General features: G+C 46.4%; 19 protein-coding genes and 1 tRNA gene. 9 read left to right on the top strand and 11 right to left on the bottom strand.

Annotation, left to right across the window (positions count from 1 at the left end; genetic code table 11):
- Window positions 1-5 precede the first annotated feature (5 nt).
- Window positions 6-1,127 (bottom strand): AI-2E family transporter, encoded by a 1,122-nt coding sequence (locus tag BM202_RS17675; RefSeq protein ID WP_093828754.1) that lies wholly within the window; start codon window positions 1,125-1,127, stop codon window positions 6-8.
- 147 nt (window positions 1,128-1,274) lie between these two features.
- Between BM202_RS17675 and BM202_RS17670 the strand changes: the two genes are divergently transcribed.
- From BM202_RS17670 to BM202_RS17660, 3 genes are all read left to right on the top strand, one after another.
- The gene (locus BM202_RS17670) at window positions 1,275-1,862 is read left to right on the top strand and encodes an L-threonylcarbamoyladenylate synthase (protein ID WP_093828457.1); all 588 of its coding nucleotides are present in this window, start codon (window positions 1,275-1,277) and stop codon (window positions 1,860-1,862) included.
- A gap of 67 nt (window positions 1,863-1,929) precedes the next feature.
- A complete protein-coding gene (locus BM202_RS17665) occupies window positions 1,930-3,420 on the top strand; it encodes a CCA tRNA nucleotidyltransferase (RefSeq protein WP_093828455.1) in 1,491 nt (496 codons plus the stop codon).
- A gap of 53 nt (window positions 3,421-3,473) precedes the next feature.
- On the top strand, window positions 3,474-3,683 hold the full coding sequence (locus BM202_RS17660) for a hypothetical protein (RefSeq protein ID WP_093828453.1): 210 nt from the start codon (window positions 3,474-3,476) through the stop codon (window positions 3,681-3,683).
- 70 nt (window positions 3,684-3,753) lie between these two features.
- On the opposite strand, the gene BM202_RS17655 is transcribed toward BM202_RS17660, so the two are convergent.
- Entirely contained in the window at window positions 3,754-4,545 is a 792-nt protein-coding gene (locus tag BM202_RS17655; RefSeq protein ID WP_177236619.1) for a M23 family metallopeptidase, read from the bottom strand.
- 382 nt (window positions 4,546-4,927) lie between these two features.
- On the opposite strand from BM202_RS17655, the gene BM202_RS17650 reads away from it, so the two are divergent.
- The 3 genes from BM202_RS17650 to BM202_RS17640 all read left to right on the top strand — a co-directional run bounded on the left by BM202_RS17650 (window position 4,928) and on the right by BM202_RS17640 (window position 8,058).
- A complete protein-coding gene (locus tag BM202_RS17650) occupies window positions 4,928-5,119 on the top strand; it encodes a cold-shock protein (protein ID WP_018620078.1) in 192 nt (63 codons plus the stop codon).
- Between the two features lie 109 nt (window positions 5,120-5,228).
- Window positions 5,229-7,370, top strand: a complete 2,142-nt coding sequence (locus BM202_RS17645) for a Tex family protein (RefSeq protein ID WP_093828450.1) — start codon at window positions 5,229-5,231, stop codon at window positions 7,368-7,370.
- A 70-nt stretch (window positions 7,371-7,440) separates the two neighbouring features.
- Window positions 7,441-8,058 carry a C40 family peptidase gene (locus BM202_RS17640; RefSeq protein WP_093828448.1) on the top strand — a complete coding sequence of 206 codons (618 nt, stop codon included), beginning with the start codon at window positions 7,441-7,443 and terminating at the stop codon, window positions 8,056-8,058.
- A 162-nt stretch (window positions 8,059-8,220) separates the two neighbouring features.
- On the opposite strand, the gene BM202_RS17635 is transcribed toward BM202_RS17640, so the two are convergent.
- Complete coding sequence (locus tag BM202_RS17635; RefSeq protein ID WP_093828446.1) at window positions 8,221-8,475, bottom strand: GIY-YIG nuclease family protein; 255 nt, start codon at window positions 8,473-8,475, stop codon at window positions 8,221-8,223.
- 168 nt (window positions 8,476-8,643) lie between these two features.
- On the opposite strand from BM202_RS17635, the gene BM202_RS17630 reads away from it, so the two are divergent.
- The 3 genes from BM202_RS17630 (at window position 8,644) to BM202_RS17620 (ending at window position 10,240) form a co-directional block, all read left to right on the top strand.
- A tRNA-Ala gene (locus BM202_RS17630) sits at window positions 8,644-8,717 on the top strand.
- Between the two features lie 95 nt (window positions 8,718-8,812).
- Window positions 8,813-9,712, top strand: coding sequence for a tyrosine-type recombinase/integrase (locus tag BM202_RS17625; protein WP_093828444.1), 900 nt, complete (start codon window positions 8,813-8,815; stop codon window positions 9,710-9,712).
- A gap of 33 nt (window positions 9,713-9,745) precedes the next feature.
- Window positions 9,746-10,240 (top strand): hypothetical protein, encoded by a 495-nt coding sequence (locus tag BM202_RS17620; protein ID WP_093828442.1) that lies wholly within the window; start codon window positions 9,746-9,748, stop codon window positions 10,238-10,240.
- A gap of 506 nt (window positions 10,241-10,746) precedes the next feature.
- Here the strand turns inward: BM202_RS17620 and BM202_RS17615 are convergent.
- The 8 genes from BM202_RS17615 to BM202_RS17585 form a co-directional block, all read right to left on the bottom strand.
- Window positions 10,747-10,986, bottom strand: coding sequence for a hypothetical protein (locus tag BM202_RS17615; protein WP_093828440.1), 240 nt, complete (start codon window positions 10,984-10,986; stop codon window positions 10,747-10,749).
- A 50-nt stretch (window positions 10,987-11,036) separates the two neighbouring features.
- Window positions 11,037-13,094 (bottom strand): hypothetical protein, encoded by a 2,058-nt coding sequence (locus BM202_RS17610; protein ID WP_093828438.1) that lies wholly within the window; start codon window positions 13,092-13,094, stop codon window positions 11,037-11,039.
- An 11-nt stretch (window positions 13,095-13,105) separates the two neighbouring features.
- Window positions 13,106-13,402, bottom strand: coding sequence for a hypothetical protein (locus BM202_RS17605; RefSeq protein ID WP_093828436.1), 297 nt, complete (start codon window positions 13,400-13,402; stop codon window positions 13,106-13,108).
- Between the two features lie 12 nt (window positions 13,403-13,414).
- Window positions 13,415-13,540 carry a hypothetical protein gene (locus BM202_RS38745; protein ID WP_262507695.1) on the bottom strand — a complete coding sequence of 42 codons (126 nt, stop codon included), beginning with the start codon at window positions 13,538-13,540 and terminating at the stop codon, window positions 13,415-13,417.
- Window positions 13,541-13,542: 2 nt separating this feature from the next.
- On the bottom strand, window positions 13,543-14,280 hold the full coding sequence (locus BM202_RS17600) for a hypothetical protein (protein WP_093828434.1): 738 nt from the start codon (window positions 14,278-14,280) through the stop codon (window positions 13,543-13,545).
- 176 nt (window positions 14,281-14,456) lie between these two features.
- Window positions 14,457-15,722 carry a hypothetical protein gene (locus tag BM202_RS17595; RefSeq protein ID WP_093828432.1) on the bottom strand — a complete coding sequence of 422 codons (1,266 nt, stop codon included), beginning with the start codon at window positions 15,720-15,722 and terminating at the stop codon, window positions 14,457-14,459.
- Window positions 15,723-15,725: 3 nt separating this feature from the next.
- Entirely contained in the window at window positions 15,726-16,370 is a 645-nt protein-coding gene (locus BM202_RS17590) for a hypothetical protein (protein WP_093828430.1), read from the bottom strand.
- Window positions 16,345-16,956, bottom strand: a complete 612-nt coding sequence (locus BM202_RS17585) for a transglycosylase SLT domain-containing protein (RefSeq protein ID WP_093828428.1) — start codon at window positions 16,954-16,956, stop codon at window positions 16,345-16,347. Before BM202_RS17585 ends, BM202_RS17590 begins: the two co-directional genes overlap by 26 nt.
- Window positions 16,957-17,024 lie beyond the last annotated feature (68 nt).

Here is a 17,024-nt window from a genome sequence, read left to right as displayed (position 1 = left end):
TGTTGTCAACTTTTTGCGAGTTCCTCTTTGGGTTTGCGTCGGCGTTTGGGAAGCCGGAATAAATTGCTGCCAGCCTCTTCGGGTGTTTGGTCGCCCAGCAACACCCCCCAAGGCCGAAGGCTGTCTACCCGGTCGAAAATTACTTTCATAATGGCAATAGCCGGGATAGATAGAAACATGCCCGATACGCCCGCCAGTGCCCCGCCAATCAGGACGCCAACAATGGATATGAGTGCATTTACCCGAACTTTAGACGCTACAATCAGAGGGACCAGTATATTGTTGTCGATAAATTGAACCAGCAAAAAGATACCTACAACACCTAGAATAACAGAAAGTTCTGGCTGATTACTGAACGTTATAATTACCGTTAGCAACGTAGCAACCAGGCCGCCGATGTAAGGAATTAGATTTAATATTGCCCCCATTATCCCCAGTAAAATAGCATATTGAACGTTCAAAATTAACAGCCCGACGGAGTTGAGTGCAGCTACGCAGGCCGTTTCGATAAGCAACCCAACCACATAACTCTGCACAACAGATTTAACCTCACCCAGCACTTCGCGCACGCGGTCCGTATGTTTCTCCGAAAAAAGCACGATGACAAAATGCAGCAGCATGGTTCGGTAATAGAGCAGCAGAAACACGTAGATGGGCACAAGCGTCAACGTACCGAGTGGTCCTGTAATGAAGCCCAGCGTATCGGGGCTTTGCAAGCTATCGAGCGTTGATGCCTGCGCTTTCTGGAGGTATTTTTCCTGCTGTCGATAGCTGACATTATATTCCCGTCGAACCCACCGTTTGGCATCGCTAAAAAAATCGGTCAGATTCTGCCGGATTTTAGGCATATCATCCGCAAAGTCAGACAGTTGCATAGATAGCAGCACCGCTAAGCCCGCTACGATAATGATGGCTAGCAGCAGGGCCAGGCTAATGGCAATCACCTTGTGCATTCCCCATCGAATGAACCGCTGCTCAACGGGACGTAACAAAACGGCAATCAACCCCGACATAGCCAGTGGCACCAGAATATCCTGCCCCAGGTAAATAGCGGCTGTCAGGATCGCTAAAGCGAGCAAAGAATGAGAAAACTGGTGGTAATGAGGCCGTAAAGGTTCAGTGGTCATAGAATTGGATTTGTTACCGAATTGAATCAATCGGATAATCAACATCTCACCTTCCGTTTTGTTCGTTAGCTTGTCAGTTGCAGCGCAACTTCGATCGGTTTTACCGTCTTTCGCTAAACTTGGCGTATTTTTGCAGATTCATTCATTATGATACCAAGTATTCGCGATATCGCTTTTCAACTTCGACAGGGACAACTTGTCGCCATCGCCGACGAAACCGGCTGGTCTATTGCCGCTGACCCCGTCAATGACGTGGCTGTCGAGCAATTGCTGACGTTGTTGTCCATTATGCCCGCTGGATTACAGCTGACAGTGCTTATTCAAAACACGGACCAGTTGGGCATGTACGTAGCAAAGGTGCCCGATGTTGCCTATGATCTGGTCGAGTTTGCCGAAAATCCGCTCATCGTCGTGTATGATCAGGGTAAAAATATATCGCCACTTGTCGGGCGTATTTTACAGACACAGTCAACTACTGATCCCAAAAGTTTGCCTGCTAATGGCGTTCAACCCTTTGGACCACTGGCTGTTCGGCGGTCGTTGAGCGCTGAGGTTCAGCGTTTAATTGGTAGTTTTGGTCGTGGGTTATTGACGATCCCCTTTGAATCCTTATTGTTACCACCATCGGTCGAGGCACTTGTTCCACTACAATATGGCACGCTTCCGGGCATGCCTAAACGGCCACGTATTATGCGACTGGGCGTTAATGGAGAGGTTAGTTTTATAAGAAAATAAGTCGTTGGTCGATGTTCGTGAAGTACTGATCTACGAACGACCATTGACTGACGACTGTTAATTGTTCATGAATTTCAGCGATACGTTAGATAAGAATCCGATTTTTGAGACCGTTGCCCGCGAAGCTGATGCACTCGGTTTGCCGGCCTACGTGATCGGTGGATTCGTTCGTGATTTGGTGTTGGGGCGCCCGTCAAAAGATATTGATGTGGTGTGCATTGGCAGCGGTATTGCCTTGGCCGAAGCCGTTGGAAAAGCCCTTAAGACGAACGTATCGGTATTCCCAAATTTCGGAACGGCCATGTTGCGGACCACTCAGCCGGCAGAAAATCAGAATGAGCAGGCGTGGGAGGTTGAATTTGTGGGTGCCCGGAAAGAGTCGTACCGGGCTGAATCGCGTAAGCCAATCGTTGAAAATGGTACGCTTGAAGACGATCAGAATCGACGGGATTTCACCATCAATGCAATGGGAATCAGCCTGAACCGAAAAGGTGGTGACGTAGCTTATGGCAAACTGATCGACCCGTTTGACGGACTGAAAGACATCAAGCGCAAGCTTATCCGTACACCGCTCAATCCCGATATTACGTTCTCCGACGATCCGCTACGTATGATGCGGGCCATTCGGTTTGCCTCGCAACTTGGTTTCGACATCGAGCCCGATACGTTCGACGCTATTGTGCGCATGAACGAACGGATTACCATCGTCTCGCGGGAACGCGTAACCGATGAATTGAACAAAATTATCCTGTCGCCTACACCCTCCTATGGCTTCAAGTTGCTCTATCACGCTGGTTTACTGGAGCGTATCTTCCCGGAACTGATTGCGCTGAAGGGCGTTGAAACGATTGAGGGGAAGGGCCACAAGGATAATTTTTACCATACGCTTCAAGTCCTTGACAACATCGCTAACCGGATTCGGAAAGATGGTACCGATGCAGAAAATGAACTCTGGCTACGTTGGTCTGCGCTATTGCACGATATTGCCAAACCGGCTACCAAACGGTTCGATCAGAAAGTTGGGTGGAGTTTCCACGGTCACGAAGACTTAGGCGCACGCTGGGTGCCGGGAATTTTTCGAACCATGAAATTGCCGCTTAATGAGCATATGCGCTTCGTGCAAAAGCTCGTGCGTCTCCATCTGCGACCGATTGCGCTTACGAAAGAACAAATCACCGACTCGGCACTACGTCGACTGCTATTTGATGCAGGCGACGATTTAGAGGGCTTGATGGCACTCTGTCGCGCCGATATTACCTCTAAGAATTACGAGAAAGTACAAAAACACCTGCGTAATTTCGATAAGGTCGAACGTAAATTGCATGATCTGGAGGAGCGAGATAAGCTACGTAGTTTTCAGCCGGTTATCACAGGTGAGTTGATTATGGAAACCTTTGGCTTGCCGCCTTCCAGGGAAGTGGGTGAGTTGAAAACGGTAATGCGCGAAGCTATTCTGGATGGTCTGGTTCCTAACTCACTCGATGACGCTTATCCATTTTTATTGGCCGAAGGCCGCAAACGCGGATTAACACCTAAAATAGTGAAGAATGTAGAGTGATGAATGAAGAGTAAATTAGCTGGCATCACTCACCACTCTTTAGTAACTAACTTATGGAGAATAATAATACCAATTTTCGGCGCTTTTTTGGCGCATCACTCACCATTCTGGGTGTCGTTGTCGTTCTGTTTGCGCTCGTGGCGTTTCTATCGGAAGGGAAGCCCGTGTTAGGCCTCCACGTGTCGAAAGGCGAATCAGCTGCACCGTTCATCGTGGGCATGATTTTTCTCATCACAGGCGTTAATCTCGTGCGCGAATCGTAGGAAAGATAGATGGTGTAGGATATACGATGTCAACTGAGAAACAAATACATCCTATATCATACACCATACATCAATTCACCGGTTTGGCTTTTAGTAACCAGGCATATGTATTGACGGGGAGGGGCAACCCGTTCGGTTGGATTTGCAGATACATCAAGTGTAAGTGGGTTGGGGAACGAGCCTTATAGGCATTGAAGCCGGTTCGCCCCATTTCGGAGATTTTCTGCCCGGCCTGGACCCACTGGCCCGGCGATACGTCGACCTGGCTGTTATGCGCGTAGTAAAACAGGCCATTGAGCACGGGGTCATATACCCAAATCCAATTACCTCCCCGGTATTCAGACCCTGGTTTCCAGGCGGTTTCGATAGCTAGTACCAGGCCGCTGCTCATAGCCAGCACGTCGGCAGGTTGGCCTGTTCGGTCGTCCAGATTATCCTGATTACGGTCGGTGATAAAAATATCCTGTGCCGGGTGACTTCCCCGCACGTTGTAATCGAACAGATCGAAACCATTGCCCCGATAACCTTCGCCGTGTGTGCCACCGATGGCGCTGGTTGGGTAGCCACGTAATGGAAAACTAAAATACGAACCCGTTTGGATCAGACTATCGCGTTGGAGTGAATCCTGATGGTAATTCTCTTCGCTTCGAAAGCGTTCCCGCAAACTAAGCATGATTCGGCTGAACTGCATCCGGGCCGAATCAGGGGTTATACTCTCCACCCGAATCTGCGTATACAAGGTTTGAAATTGCTGGCAATACGTATATAAAGTGGGCTCGTCGGTATTATTGACAAGCACCTGCGATGATGCTACATTTAGTCCACCCACCAACAAAGCCCCCAAAACACCGGCTATACGCATGAACGAAGTTACATCAATCTTCACTACTAGTCTCTTCAGTTAAGTGGCCAAAAATACGCAAAGTAGCGGGATGGATGCATGAATTAACCAACGGGCAGGTTAGTTCGACGGCGCTTATCTGCTCAACAGTACGTTAGAACGGCCGGCCGGCAACTGGTTTTTCGTGTGATAAATCGTTAATTGACTGATTACCTAGTCGATAAACAAGGCTAAAAAGAACTCAACTCGCTAGGCTAGTAAGCTGAATTACAGTGCCCAGAAGCGCTTTTTTGTTAACTTTTGACCCGCTGCAAAGAAAATTATAATTTCTAACGAAAAATTTAGAAATACATTTGGAAATAAAAATTATTGTGCCGTCCTTCGCTTAAATTTAAAACAAGCAATGCAAACAGGAACTGTAAAATTTTTTAATGAAACCAAAGGGTTTGGTTTTATTAAACCCGATGAAGGTGGTGAAGACATTTTTGTACACGCTTCAGGTCTCATCGACCAAATCCGTGAAAACGACAAAGTGAAGTTCAATGTCGAACGCGGTAAGAAAGGCTTAAATGCCGTGAACGTCGAAATAGCTTAATTGTAAGATATAAAGACATCCGTTGTAAAAAACATGCCCTATGGCATGTTTTTTTTTGCCCTGTCGGTTCATAGGGCCATTTTTGCGGTCCAATTGTCCATTCAGTTGCATGACCCAATCATTTGAACAACGCGTTGCTGCCCGGCTTGGCTTACCGGCTAAGTCAGTAGCGGCAACCATCGAATTACTCAATGGCGGAGCCACCGTTCCGTTCATTGCCCGCTATCGTAAAGAGGCCACCGCATCGGCCGATCGTGGCCCGCTCGACGAAGTACAGATCGGACAGATCAAAGACACGTATCTGAAACTACAGGAGCTTGATAAACGTCGGGAAGCCATTCTCAAGGCCATTGATGAACAGGGCAAACTTACGCCCGAGCTGCGTCGGAAACTCGAAGCGACTGACTCGCTTACCGACCTGGAAGACCTGTATCTGCCTTATAAGCAAAAACGAAAAACCCGCGCCATTCTCGCCATTGAGCGTGGATTGGAACCGCTGGCCAACGTCATTTTTGCCCAGCGAGAAGTAAATATAGACCGAGTAGCGCAACGGTATCTCTCCGATGCTGTTCCGGCTGTATCGGATGCACTACAGGGCGCTCGCGATATTCTGGCCGAGCGTGTAACCGAAGATGCTGATGCCCGTCAGCGTATGCGTAATTTGTTCGAGCGCGAGGCTATTATACGTTCCAGCGTCAAAAAAGGGAAAGAAGTAGAAGGCATAAAATTCAAAGATTACTTCGATTTTGCCGAATCTCTCCGACGTGTACCCTCACATCGGTTGCTGGCGCTTCGTCGGGGCGAAACCGAAGGCTTTCTGGCCGTAAGTATTGGTCCTGATGAAGAAGCCGCTCTTGAGCGACTGGAACGGCAATTTGTGGCTGAGCGGTCTGGAACTCCAGCTTGCAAAGAACAACTCGTGCTGGCGATTCGGGATGGCTATAAACGCTTGCTGAAGCCGTCGCTGGAAACCGAGTTTGCCAACAGTTCAAAAGAGAAAGCCGACCTTGACGCGATTCAAATATTTGCCGATAACCTACGTCAACTATTACTTAGTCCACCGTTAGGCCAGCAGCGCGTGCTGGCTATTGATCCTGGATACCGGACTGGTTGCAAAACGGTTTGCCTGGATGCGCAGGGTAATCTGCTAACCGACACCGTTCTATATCTGGCTCAGTCCGAAACGCAGCGGCAACAGGCCATGCAGACGGTTCAGAAATTGGTTAGTCAGTATAAGATTGACGCCATTGCTATTGGCAACGGTACGGCCGGCCGCGAAACGGAGGAGTTTGTGCAAAGCCTGCAACTGGATAAGCCGATTTTCATGGTCAGTGAACAGGGTGCTTCGATTTATTCGGCCTCCGAGGTGGCTCGCGATGAGTTTCCGGATCGGGACGTTACGGTGCGGGGAGCCGTGAGCATTGGCCGTCGACTAATGGACCCACTTGCCGAACTGGTTAAGATTGATCCCAAATCAATTGGCGTGGGCCAGTATCAGCACGATGTGGACCAGACGGATTTGAAGACGAGTCTGGATACTATCGTTGAAAGTTGTGTCAACCAGGTGGGCGTATCACTCAATACGGCTAGTGCCTACCTGCTGCGCTACGTATCGGGGCTGGGGCCGCAACTGGCAGGGAATATTGTCGCTTATCGGGCAGAGAATGGCGCATTTACATCGCGTGAACAACTTAAGAAAGTGCCTCGACTTGGGCCAAAGGCGTTTGAACAATGTGCTGGTTTCCTACGTATCGAAGGCGCTAAAAATCCGTTGGATAACAGCGCGGTCCATCCCGAACGCTACGCCCTTGTCGAACGGATGGCTACTGATGTAAAGAGTACCGTTACGGATCTTGTTCGTCGGCCCGAGTTGCGTCAGCAAATTCAGCCGGAACGTTACGTAACGAATGCGGTTGGCTTGCCAACACTGCGCGATATTCTGGCTGAACTTGCCAAGCCCGGCCGCGACCCTCGTGAACAACTTTCGGTATTTGAATACGACGCACGTGTGCGCTCAGTAGAGGACTTACATGAAGGAATGATACTGCCCGGCGTCGTGACCAACATCACGGCTTTTGGGGCATTTGTAGACATTGGTGTTAAGCAGGATGGCCTGGTTCATGTGTCGCAAATGGCCAACCATTACGTCTCCGATCCAAAAACGGTGGTTAAAGTATACCAGAAAATAAACGTCAAGGTGATGGAAGTGGACAAGGTTCGGAAACGAATTGCGTTATCAATGAAAATTTGATAGGTTGCATGTACATGCGATCCTGATATTTCTAGAGTCCTATCTACAGTAGTACGCTAATTCAATTTCTATGCAACATCGCTGGCTCTGGGCAATCACGCGCCCCGTTCTGCTAAGCACCCTTCTGCTTTCTTTATTAACGGCCTGTAACGCACTACGTTCCTCTGGCCCATCCGTTAGTCGCCGTCCTTCGGCAGCATCCGCTCGACCCGTTGCCCGCCGAACACCAAATGGCAGAGCCCCGGCGGTTCCAGCCAAACCAACAGGAAAAGTCGTCGATACCCGAACGTACGAAAATCGCTACGTTCCGGAAGTTGTGAAAATTGCCCGCACTTATACTGGCACCCCTTATCGTTCGGGTGGCAACACGTCGGATGGAATTGATTGTTCAGGTTTGGTATACGCCGTTTTTAACACCGTAGGGCTGAAAATGCCACGGATCTCTTGGCAGCAATCAGAAGTGGGTCGTGAAGTCGAAGTTGCAGAAATTCTGCCTGGCGATTTGATTTTTTTCGTTCCCGACAAGGGCCAGGCGGGTTACGTATCGCATACAGGAATCGTGACGGAAGTAAATGGAGCGCAGAATATCCGTTTCATTCATGCATCCTCCTCGCGGGGTGTACGGGAAGACAATCTCTATGCTGACTATTTTAAAGGCCGTTTTGTGAAAGCATTACGTCCCTTTTAAATTTTTTTGTCATCCCAACATCTGCTAGTGCCGGTGCGCTAGGATGGATGACAGAACAAACAAAAACCGCCTTCAAAGGCGGTTTTTGTTTTGAAACAGTGGCGCTAGTCAGTTGGCTGAAGTCTTAGCAGGCTTCAGCAGAAACGGCTGTTTGACTGTCTATCAAGCAACAGGCTGAGCGCTATTGATGAGTTCTTCCCAATAAGCACGATCTTTTTTCTTCAATCTCATTTCCAGGCTCAGAGCCTCGTTGCGGGTCGCAAACGGCTGGGTGAATTTTATTTCCCAAGGCTTACCATCAGCCGTAGCTGGGTTCGTTTTTGCATTATGCTGCCACAGCGTGATTTTCAGGTCTTTGCTCTGGCCGATAAAGTACTTATCGGTCGATGGGCTATAGATAATATAAACGGTATGCATAAGGTGTCGGGACTATTACCAAAACTACGCATTTGATCATACAAAACAAACTTTGGATGAGTAAGCGGGTAAGTTCAGATGGTCGGTTAAAAAAAACGGGTTCTGGTTTGGGTCAATTTGATTTTTTGCTCATCTTTGCACCCACAAAACGCATATCCGCGATTTGATGGGGGATTAGCTCAGCTGGCTAGAGCGCTTCCATGGCATGGAAGAGGTCATCGGTTCGACTCCGATATTCTCCACTGGTTTGCACATTGCTAATACACAACGCTCATACGGAAACGTATGGGCGTTGTGCGTTTTAACTATTTCCACATTTATAACTTCTTTCTCGCCAATGCCTAAAGTACACACCGTTTTGGGTGACCTAACCGAATACCTTGATTACAAAGAATCTTATCTGAGAGCCGGTAGCTTTAAAGTCTACCGGCTTTTTGCGTTTAAGATGAGAGAGTTTTTATCAGTGCACAACTTAAGTCACCTTGAAACAAAAAAGGTAACCCCTGCCCAATGTGAACAGTATAAGCGCTTTATCCTCAAAAAGCATTCGGACCCAACAACCCGAAATAAAGAAATCGGGCAAATGAAATGCTTCTTTTATCAGTTCACGAAACCCGGCTGGGAGCGATACCGGGTGAGTCCAGCCGCCAATGTTGAGTTAGTGCCGAAACAGGATTCCGAAATGCACGAACCATACAGTACTGAACAGGTAGCGGAAATCTTTGGCGCGATCCTAGCCAAGCGGGATTACTGGTTACTGCTGTACATCTATTTTATTCACTACACCTTTGCTCGACCTGGGAGAGAAGTACGATTTTTGAAGGTAGGCGATTTAAAGCCCCGTGCTTTGCTCATACGCCCCGAAAACTCAAAAACCAGACGTACCAAGACACCAACCATTCCAAAGCCCCTAGAAGAACTAATAGGTTATCTGAGCGTAAAGAACTACCCGTTAGACTGGTATATCTTTGGAACCGATGGTGAGCCGGGGCCAATTGCTTGCGGTCAAAATATGTACTACTACCGGCACAAAGAAATATTGAAAGCATTAAACCTTGTTGGCCGCTATACGCTCTATGGGTGGAAACACACCGGCAACATTCGGGCTATCCAGTTGGGCGTAGCAGATAGGGAGCTACAACTACAGAATGGCTTTAAAGAACACCGGACATTAGAAATATACTTACGTCGTCTGAGTGCGTACTATTCGACTGAGATATATGACAAGTTTGTGTAATTGCAACCAATTCACCTTTCAACCCATAATACAATGAAAAACCTATTCATCTCCCTTTCCCTTGCAACCCTATCCCTCTTCGCGGTAGCGTCTTGTAAAACAAAAAGTGACCCAACGCCTGCTACAACTACAGATGCCTACGTAGGCGAATACAGCGTTACTGGTAATGATGCTTTTACGGCCAATGGCAAAACGGCTAACAATAACCTTACGGCTAATCTAACCGTCATGCAATCACCTACGCCTGGTCGTTATTTCTTTTTTGAAAAGTACGGCACCGTTGAGTATGGTTATTTTGTGACGGTAGTCGGTAGCGACTTTGAGAGCGAACGCATTGTAGATCAAACCTTTCCAGATGGTAATAGATGGATTGGCTACCGAACGACTAAAGGTAAATTCAATGGGAATGAGATCGTATATCAATCGGAAACACCCGCCTTCAATATTGCGAACTTTGGGCTTGGTAGTTACCCGACTTCATTTAGCAGCCTGTCAAGAAAGGTAACGTATAGAGCTACTAGAAAATAAAAGTTTTCGAAAAGTAGGCTACTACACCTATAACAAATCTTAACTTTGCTGACAGGATTTAATTTGAGTGTTAAAGTGATTAATTTAAAAAAGGCCGCTCAGTGAGCGGCCTTTTTGTTTACCCCGGATGCCAAGCTTGCTACCAGCAACGGGTAAGCAACCCATTAGCAAAATAGTTTTCTTTTTCAAAAAGTAGGCTACTATGCTTACAACCTACTACAAATACTATCTTTGCAAAGGAATGTTATTTAGTGTAGATAGAACTGATAATCAAAAAAGGCCGCTCCCTGAGCGGCCTTTTTGTTTACCCCGGATGCCAAGCTTGCTACCAGCAACGAGGAAGTTAACTACGAAAAAATAAAAGTTTTCAAAAAGTAGGCTACTACACTTACAACCTACTACAATAACTATCTTTGCCTAAAGGAAAATTTAGTACATTTACACGTTGATTTCAATTAAAAAGGCCGCTCATTGAGCGGCCTTTTTTTATCCCAAGCGCCAAGTTCTTACTTATTTCCCTGCTGTTCTTCAAGCTTTTTAAAGTCTACGGCTACTTGTGAAACCGTACTGGCAACGGCCCCGGCTGTAATGATGTACCCGCCAATTATGGGAAGAATACCGCCCCCGGTCAATAGCGTTGCGCCTACAGCCGCTAAACCAAATCCGACTTTTTGCAGGATGGAAAAGATTTTAGGCTTAGGTGCCACTAGCCGTTGGGCTATTGAAATGTTATCTTGAGTAATCATAAAAAAGAGGTTTATTGATATTTAATTAAAACACAAACAAAAACCACTACTTAGGCTAAGGGAGCGGTTGAGATCATCAATCCCCCGTGATTAAACCAAATTCTAACCTGATCGAGCGTGTAGTTAAACCATAACTGCGCGTAATTATTTGGAATGTCTGCGGCTGTCGGATTGGCCGGACTCGCATGTACGCGGACCTTCATGCCATCCTGCATCACATCTATTACCGCGTTCCCGCTTGAATCAAGGCTTTTTAAGATACTTTGCCCTGCTGCTTTTCCTTTGATCGTAACAGCGGGTGAATTGCCCCCAGCATCGTTAAAAACGGTAGTGCCATGATAAGACCGCAATTCGTTTTGGCCACCAAAAATTGAGAACAAGCCCGAATTTGTACCGCCAAAATTGAACGATATTGTTTGACCGGCTCCGAAACCTGAAAACGTGAATTGGCGATTATTCGCCGATGACATTACCACATCACCATAAAACGCCCCGCTATTTGCCGAAATATCACCCAACTTTGAAGCTTGATAATTTCGTCCTACTTCCCTAAGTTCAGTAGGGGATGTTTTACGTAGAGTAATGGTATCACCTGGAGAGAAAACAAAAGGGACATTGCCCGATAGTATTATAGATGCACTAGGGGCAATGCTTACCACTACATCACTTTGTAAGGTTATTGTCTTGCCAAGCGGAACATCATTAATTTCTACAATGGTATTTCCCGCTTCTGCACCGGGAATGTAGATGTAATTACTACGGTAATTATTCGCACTAAACTTTCTTCCTAATGCATGGTTCAAATCGTCTTTATAAACCAATACAGCTTGCTCCCTAACATCGCGCATGTCTAGCGGATAGTTATCTTTTATCCGGTTTCCATACGCTTGGTTTGTCAACTCCTCTTTAACTGTTTCTGCTCCACCTGTGCGAATGTTGCCCCATATGGTCGCGTTTTCATGCCCATTTCGCAAATGAATCGCGTACTTTCCGCCACCAGCTTTTAAGTTAAATGTATTGTTTGTATAGGTGTTATCTGAGGACCAAACACCCGTCCCTGAAACTATTAATCCGTAAGGGTCTAAAGGTCTGGTAGCTGGACCATCCCATACGGTAGAAACAGCAGAGTAGTCACACTGATTATGATTAACCAGCATTCTATTTGTGTGGTCAAGCCGAATAAAAGAGGCTTCATCTATATCATTACCTTCGTGGTAAAGTAGATTATGCTCAATGAAACTTTCCTGAACGTTGTTTAAATTAACGCAATCTTGTTGCGCAAAAATATGACAACCCGTTACGCGCCAATACGGGGCACTATACGCGTTTACTCCTATTACACCGTTTCGAACAGCAGGCATATAGCAGTCTATTATTTGCAGTTGCTCAATACCGGGAAATCCTGTTGAATCGGAACGAATACCATCGGTTACACTAACTAAACGGCAATTAATAATATTGGTATTGTTACTCGTTACACCATTAGAAATTAAATGAATCCCTTTCGTATCAGCCGCCTTTTTTGTTGTACTCGCCCGAACATAAACTTCTGATATTGTCATCTGGGAAGGATTGATAATTTCTATTCCCTTCTTGAACTGAAATTGACAATATTGAACCGTGTCCATATCAGCCCCATAGATTTCTATGTGTGATAAAAAACCCTGCTGTTTCTCAACATACGTAACACTAGGAGCCGCAATGCCTAATATTTTTATGGCAACGGCATCTAATAAATTAGCCCCGGCTTCTAATCGTAAACCCTGCAAAAAAGGCATATACATTCCGTCGGAATTGTCAATAACAATTGTATCAACATTTCCCATTTGACGGATAAACCCATGTCTTAATGTGCCTGAAAAATGAACAGGAACATTGGTAGCCGTTGCCGTACCATCTACCATAATCCCCCCCCTTGGCATGGCTAACCGTTCCCCTGAATTTAAGGCTTCTTGTAGCGCATAGGTATTCAGGGATATTTGTGCAACGGATTGTTTCCCAGTCTTAAGGCCAAAACGCGTAAGGCTTTGTTTGACCTGGTTAATTTGGTTTATATCGTCTGCAACCCGATTGAAACCCTGCAAGGTATTCGCTTGATCTTGTGTCATTAGGATAAAATTTAAGTCGTTAAATCTTCATAAAACTTTACGTAATTAATATTTTCTTCTACCTGAACCGGCTGAGTTGTTGGCGTATTCGGATTAACCGGATTGCTGGTTATAACCCCGGTTGGTGTAGATACGGTAGTCGTTCCCCCGGCTACCGTTGTTTGTCCGTTGGCAGTGGTTGTGCCTAATTGGGTCGATTTTTCGGCTACTGCTTGAGCGGCTTTTATTTCGGCTGTCTGCTGTTTCTTGCGTAAAAACAGATAAAGAATCAAGCCGAATAGGAGTAAATAAAATACGTTTTTATTCATCGTTTTAAGGAGTTAATTGTAATAAAATGCAAATGCCATTTCGGGATTGCCTTCGTAGATAATGGCTGAAATCATCACGTAGGAAACAATATATAATTCTCCAATTCGGAACTTATCGGGCTTTTCAAATAAGTACATAGCTATGGGATTGAAATAATTAAATCATTGTCTGTATTCGTCGTTCCCGTTGGCCGCTTTTCGATAATGAATACTAAAACACTAGCAATTGCGGCAACAAGGAATATCGACCACGCTTTACGCGGACCCGAAAAAAATAAAGTCAGAAACGTAGCGGCCAATGCGAAATAGATATAAACCTTTTCGCTGGTTAGTAAGGCTTTGAGCGAATCAGGAGCGACTAAGCCCCCATACAGATAAAATCGAATGTCAGTGGCTAGTCGATCATTCGCACTTAGTAGACCATCTGGTAAAACAATCGTGTAGCCTTCGGCGGTAATCGGTAGATAGCTATTATGCCTATCAGCAACAGATGTTTTTTGAAAGAAGGTAAGGGGTTGACGGTCGTACGGGTTTTCATAGATTTCTACGGGGTGGGAATGAAATCGAATCGGTAAGGCTCCAGACAGCAACGCTTTGTTGCGCTCGGTCTCAGACCCTAGTGGCTTGTAGCCGGTTTTGCGCTCGGTCGGTCCTAATTGATTGGGTAGGATGGTAAAGCGCGTTACGATCAAATCCCCATTCACCGGATAAGCATACAGGATGCCCCCGGTTTCTTCGTGCAAAGGGTAGGCCGCTTTTAACCCTTTGAGAACATCGGCTTTGATGACCACCCGAACGGGACTTTGTAAGATCCATTCTTTGCGACCTTCCGTCGTTACTTCCCGGAAATACCCGTTTTTTATTAATTCAGTAATCATACAGAATCAGAATAATATTTGGTCAGTTTCGCGGATTTTTCCCTGAGGACCGTTTGATCGGTTGCATCGATGCTAAAAATGACGCCAAGCGTAGCGCGTAAAACAGAAGATTATTTGGAAAAGACATTGCCCCGGCTCAAGACGGCCAGGGCAATAGTTGAACCAGGTTAAACAAACTAAACTTTGCCCGTAATCCGACCCGCCCCGAAAGCGGCTAGAATCAGAAACATTAGGATAAATCCTTTCTTCTGTCGAGCGAAAAAGATGGTAAGAAGCAAGGCACCCAACCCGGCTATAATTGCCCAATCAAACGTCTTTAGCGTCACACCGGCAACGCTATACGTATTGTCTTCAGCCGTTGCAATGGCCGCGCCTGACTGACTGAGATACGGGGTAGACTTGCTCAAGAAATCAGCCGTAATAGCATCGTTCCAATCAGAAGCGTATTGGTCAATAGCCGCCCCAAAAGGATGATCGTTATTTTTAAAATACGCGGGCCAATACTCTTTATTGAAATCCGGCCCCATAAACGTATTCGGGTAAGTTTCAATAATCTTTTTGATGCCTTGCGCCGTAACAGGGTCCGTTAACGTCTGAATATTGGGATTGACCACAAACTGTTCCTGCAACAGCACTAAGGCCAGATTAGGCCGATTCCAGTGATTACGGATGTAATTAAATACATTCTCGAATTGCTGTACGAACGTGTCAGCACTGCTACCCCGGTCATTATAGCCGTGTTCGCACAATACCGCCCGAACCCCTGTTTTCACTACGTAGTTATCGAAAACAAATTCAACCGGCGCAAACGGTTGGCGGCTGGTTGGGTCAGTCACACCGGGGGGCAATCCCGTACGGGGAAGGTTATTTAACACTTCATAAGATTGGCGAATGTTAGAACCCCCATACGCGGCCCCATACAATAGCACCGGCACTCCCAGACGTTTGACTAATTTATCCCCGAACATTCCCCAGCTATCTGGGTACGTCTGCATAGGACCAATTACCTGCGTAAGTTGCTGGAAACGATTCCCCCCGTTGCCGATGGTATCAACGAGCGCGTTAACCCGTTCGTCGGTACTAGCGATTTGATGACTCTTATCCTGCCCCCCAGACATAAACGAATGGCCGAATAATACAAAGACTTCCCCCGCTCCTACACGGTCGATAACTGCCGAAGTCGTTCCATCACTCACCGTTAGCTTATACCATCCACCTGGAACCACTACGCGACCTGAAAACGAACCATCGGCATTTGCTTTGAAGGTTCGGTTTATAGGCAAAGCATATTCCAGCGTTTGAACAGCACCCACTTTAATAACCGTGAACATGGCAGTTATCGTAGCGTTTGACGTTGCCCCGTCTCCAATGATCGGGATAAAGGATGATCCGGTGTTATCCCGCTGGTAAACCGCCCGGTTGAAAGGTTCTTGTAGTACCATAAATTAGAGTGCGTCGGGAACGACGCTGTTAAGAAAATGTAAGAGAATCCCGAAAATGCCGCCTAGTATCAGAATCTTTTGGAAGGGCGTTAACCCTTTAAAATCGTCTGATAACTCATTGATTATGTAGTCCGAAACGAACCAATACAAGATCATACCACACAGCCAAACGCCCCCGAAAAGAGCCGAACCATAGAAAAACAGATTCGAGATTTGTTGCAGAACAGCAGAGAAAAACCCGGCATCGATAGCCCCGGCGAGTGAGTTGGTAATAAAGTAGCCCCCCAATGTAATGGCCGCTTTGATAATCATCTGGTTGATCTTGCGTAGAACGGCCTGTTTTGTCTCATAGACAAAATCGGTTTCGGGAACGACGCTTTCCCCCGAATAGATGCCGAGTTCGATTTGTAGCTCCTTAATCTTGCGCTCGTTAATAGTCGCGTAGCCGTACAAACTCCGCTTTTCGGCATCGCTGGTTGCTTTGCTCGCCTGTTCCCGAAATCCTTCCGCTTCTGTTTGCAGTACGCCCAGCAAGCTTAGTTTCTGGTCTTTTTCTTCTTGAGCGGCCTTGATTTTATCGTCTGCAATCTTATCTAGTTGAGCTTTGAGATTTTGCTCATCACTATTCAATTCCTCTAAAGTCTTCATACTTAGGTAGGTCTTTCGGGACAAACTGTTTGATTTGTTTTTTTACGTCCTTGATGGTAATTAACCCGTCTTTATTCCCGTCTAGCACCTTATTCCAGTAATATCGATTGCGTCCCAATTGGCTAGGTGAATCCGCCCGATAGAGTATGGTTTTATTAGCCTGACCCAAAAAAGCCGGGGCAAATACCGCTATGTAGACATCGTAGACATCGTGCATTTTACCGGCATAGGGAGCAAAGTATTTTTCGATGTAAACCAGTTGTTCTACCAGCGTCATACGAGCTAATTGGTTGGGCGTAGTGCCTACGCGCCTGCACGTTGACGGAATCATCTGAATTAGACCAACGGCCCCCGAATACTTGTTTCTGACGCTTGGTCGAAACGTGCCGGCACTCTCAAACCGAAAGACGATCATTAACCAGTTCGGGTCAATGTGAAGTCTATCAGCACTCAGAACAACGGCATTTTCAAAGGCTACTCGCTCCGTTGCTGGCACCATATCCGCGTAAATAAGGGTGCGGGAATGGCTAGCCGTTTGAAGGAATAGACCCGTTAGAAGGGATAAAGAAACTAGGTAGTTTTTCATGTGAGTAATGGGTATTAAAAAAGCCGGGGCGAATGCTACGCCCCGGCCCTCTCGAATGAGCGAATAGT

Origin of the sequence: Spirosoma endophyticum (assembly GCF_900112365.1) — a bacterium.
GTDB lineage: Bacteria > Bacteroidota > Bacteroidia > Cytophagales > Spirosomataceae > Spirosoma > Spirosoma endophyticum.
The sequence above is the reverse complement of the archived record's forward strand: the minus strand, read 5'-3'. Positions and strand labels throughout refer to the sequence as shown.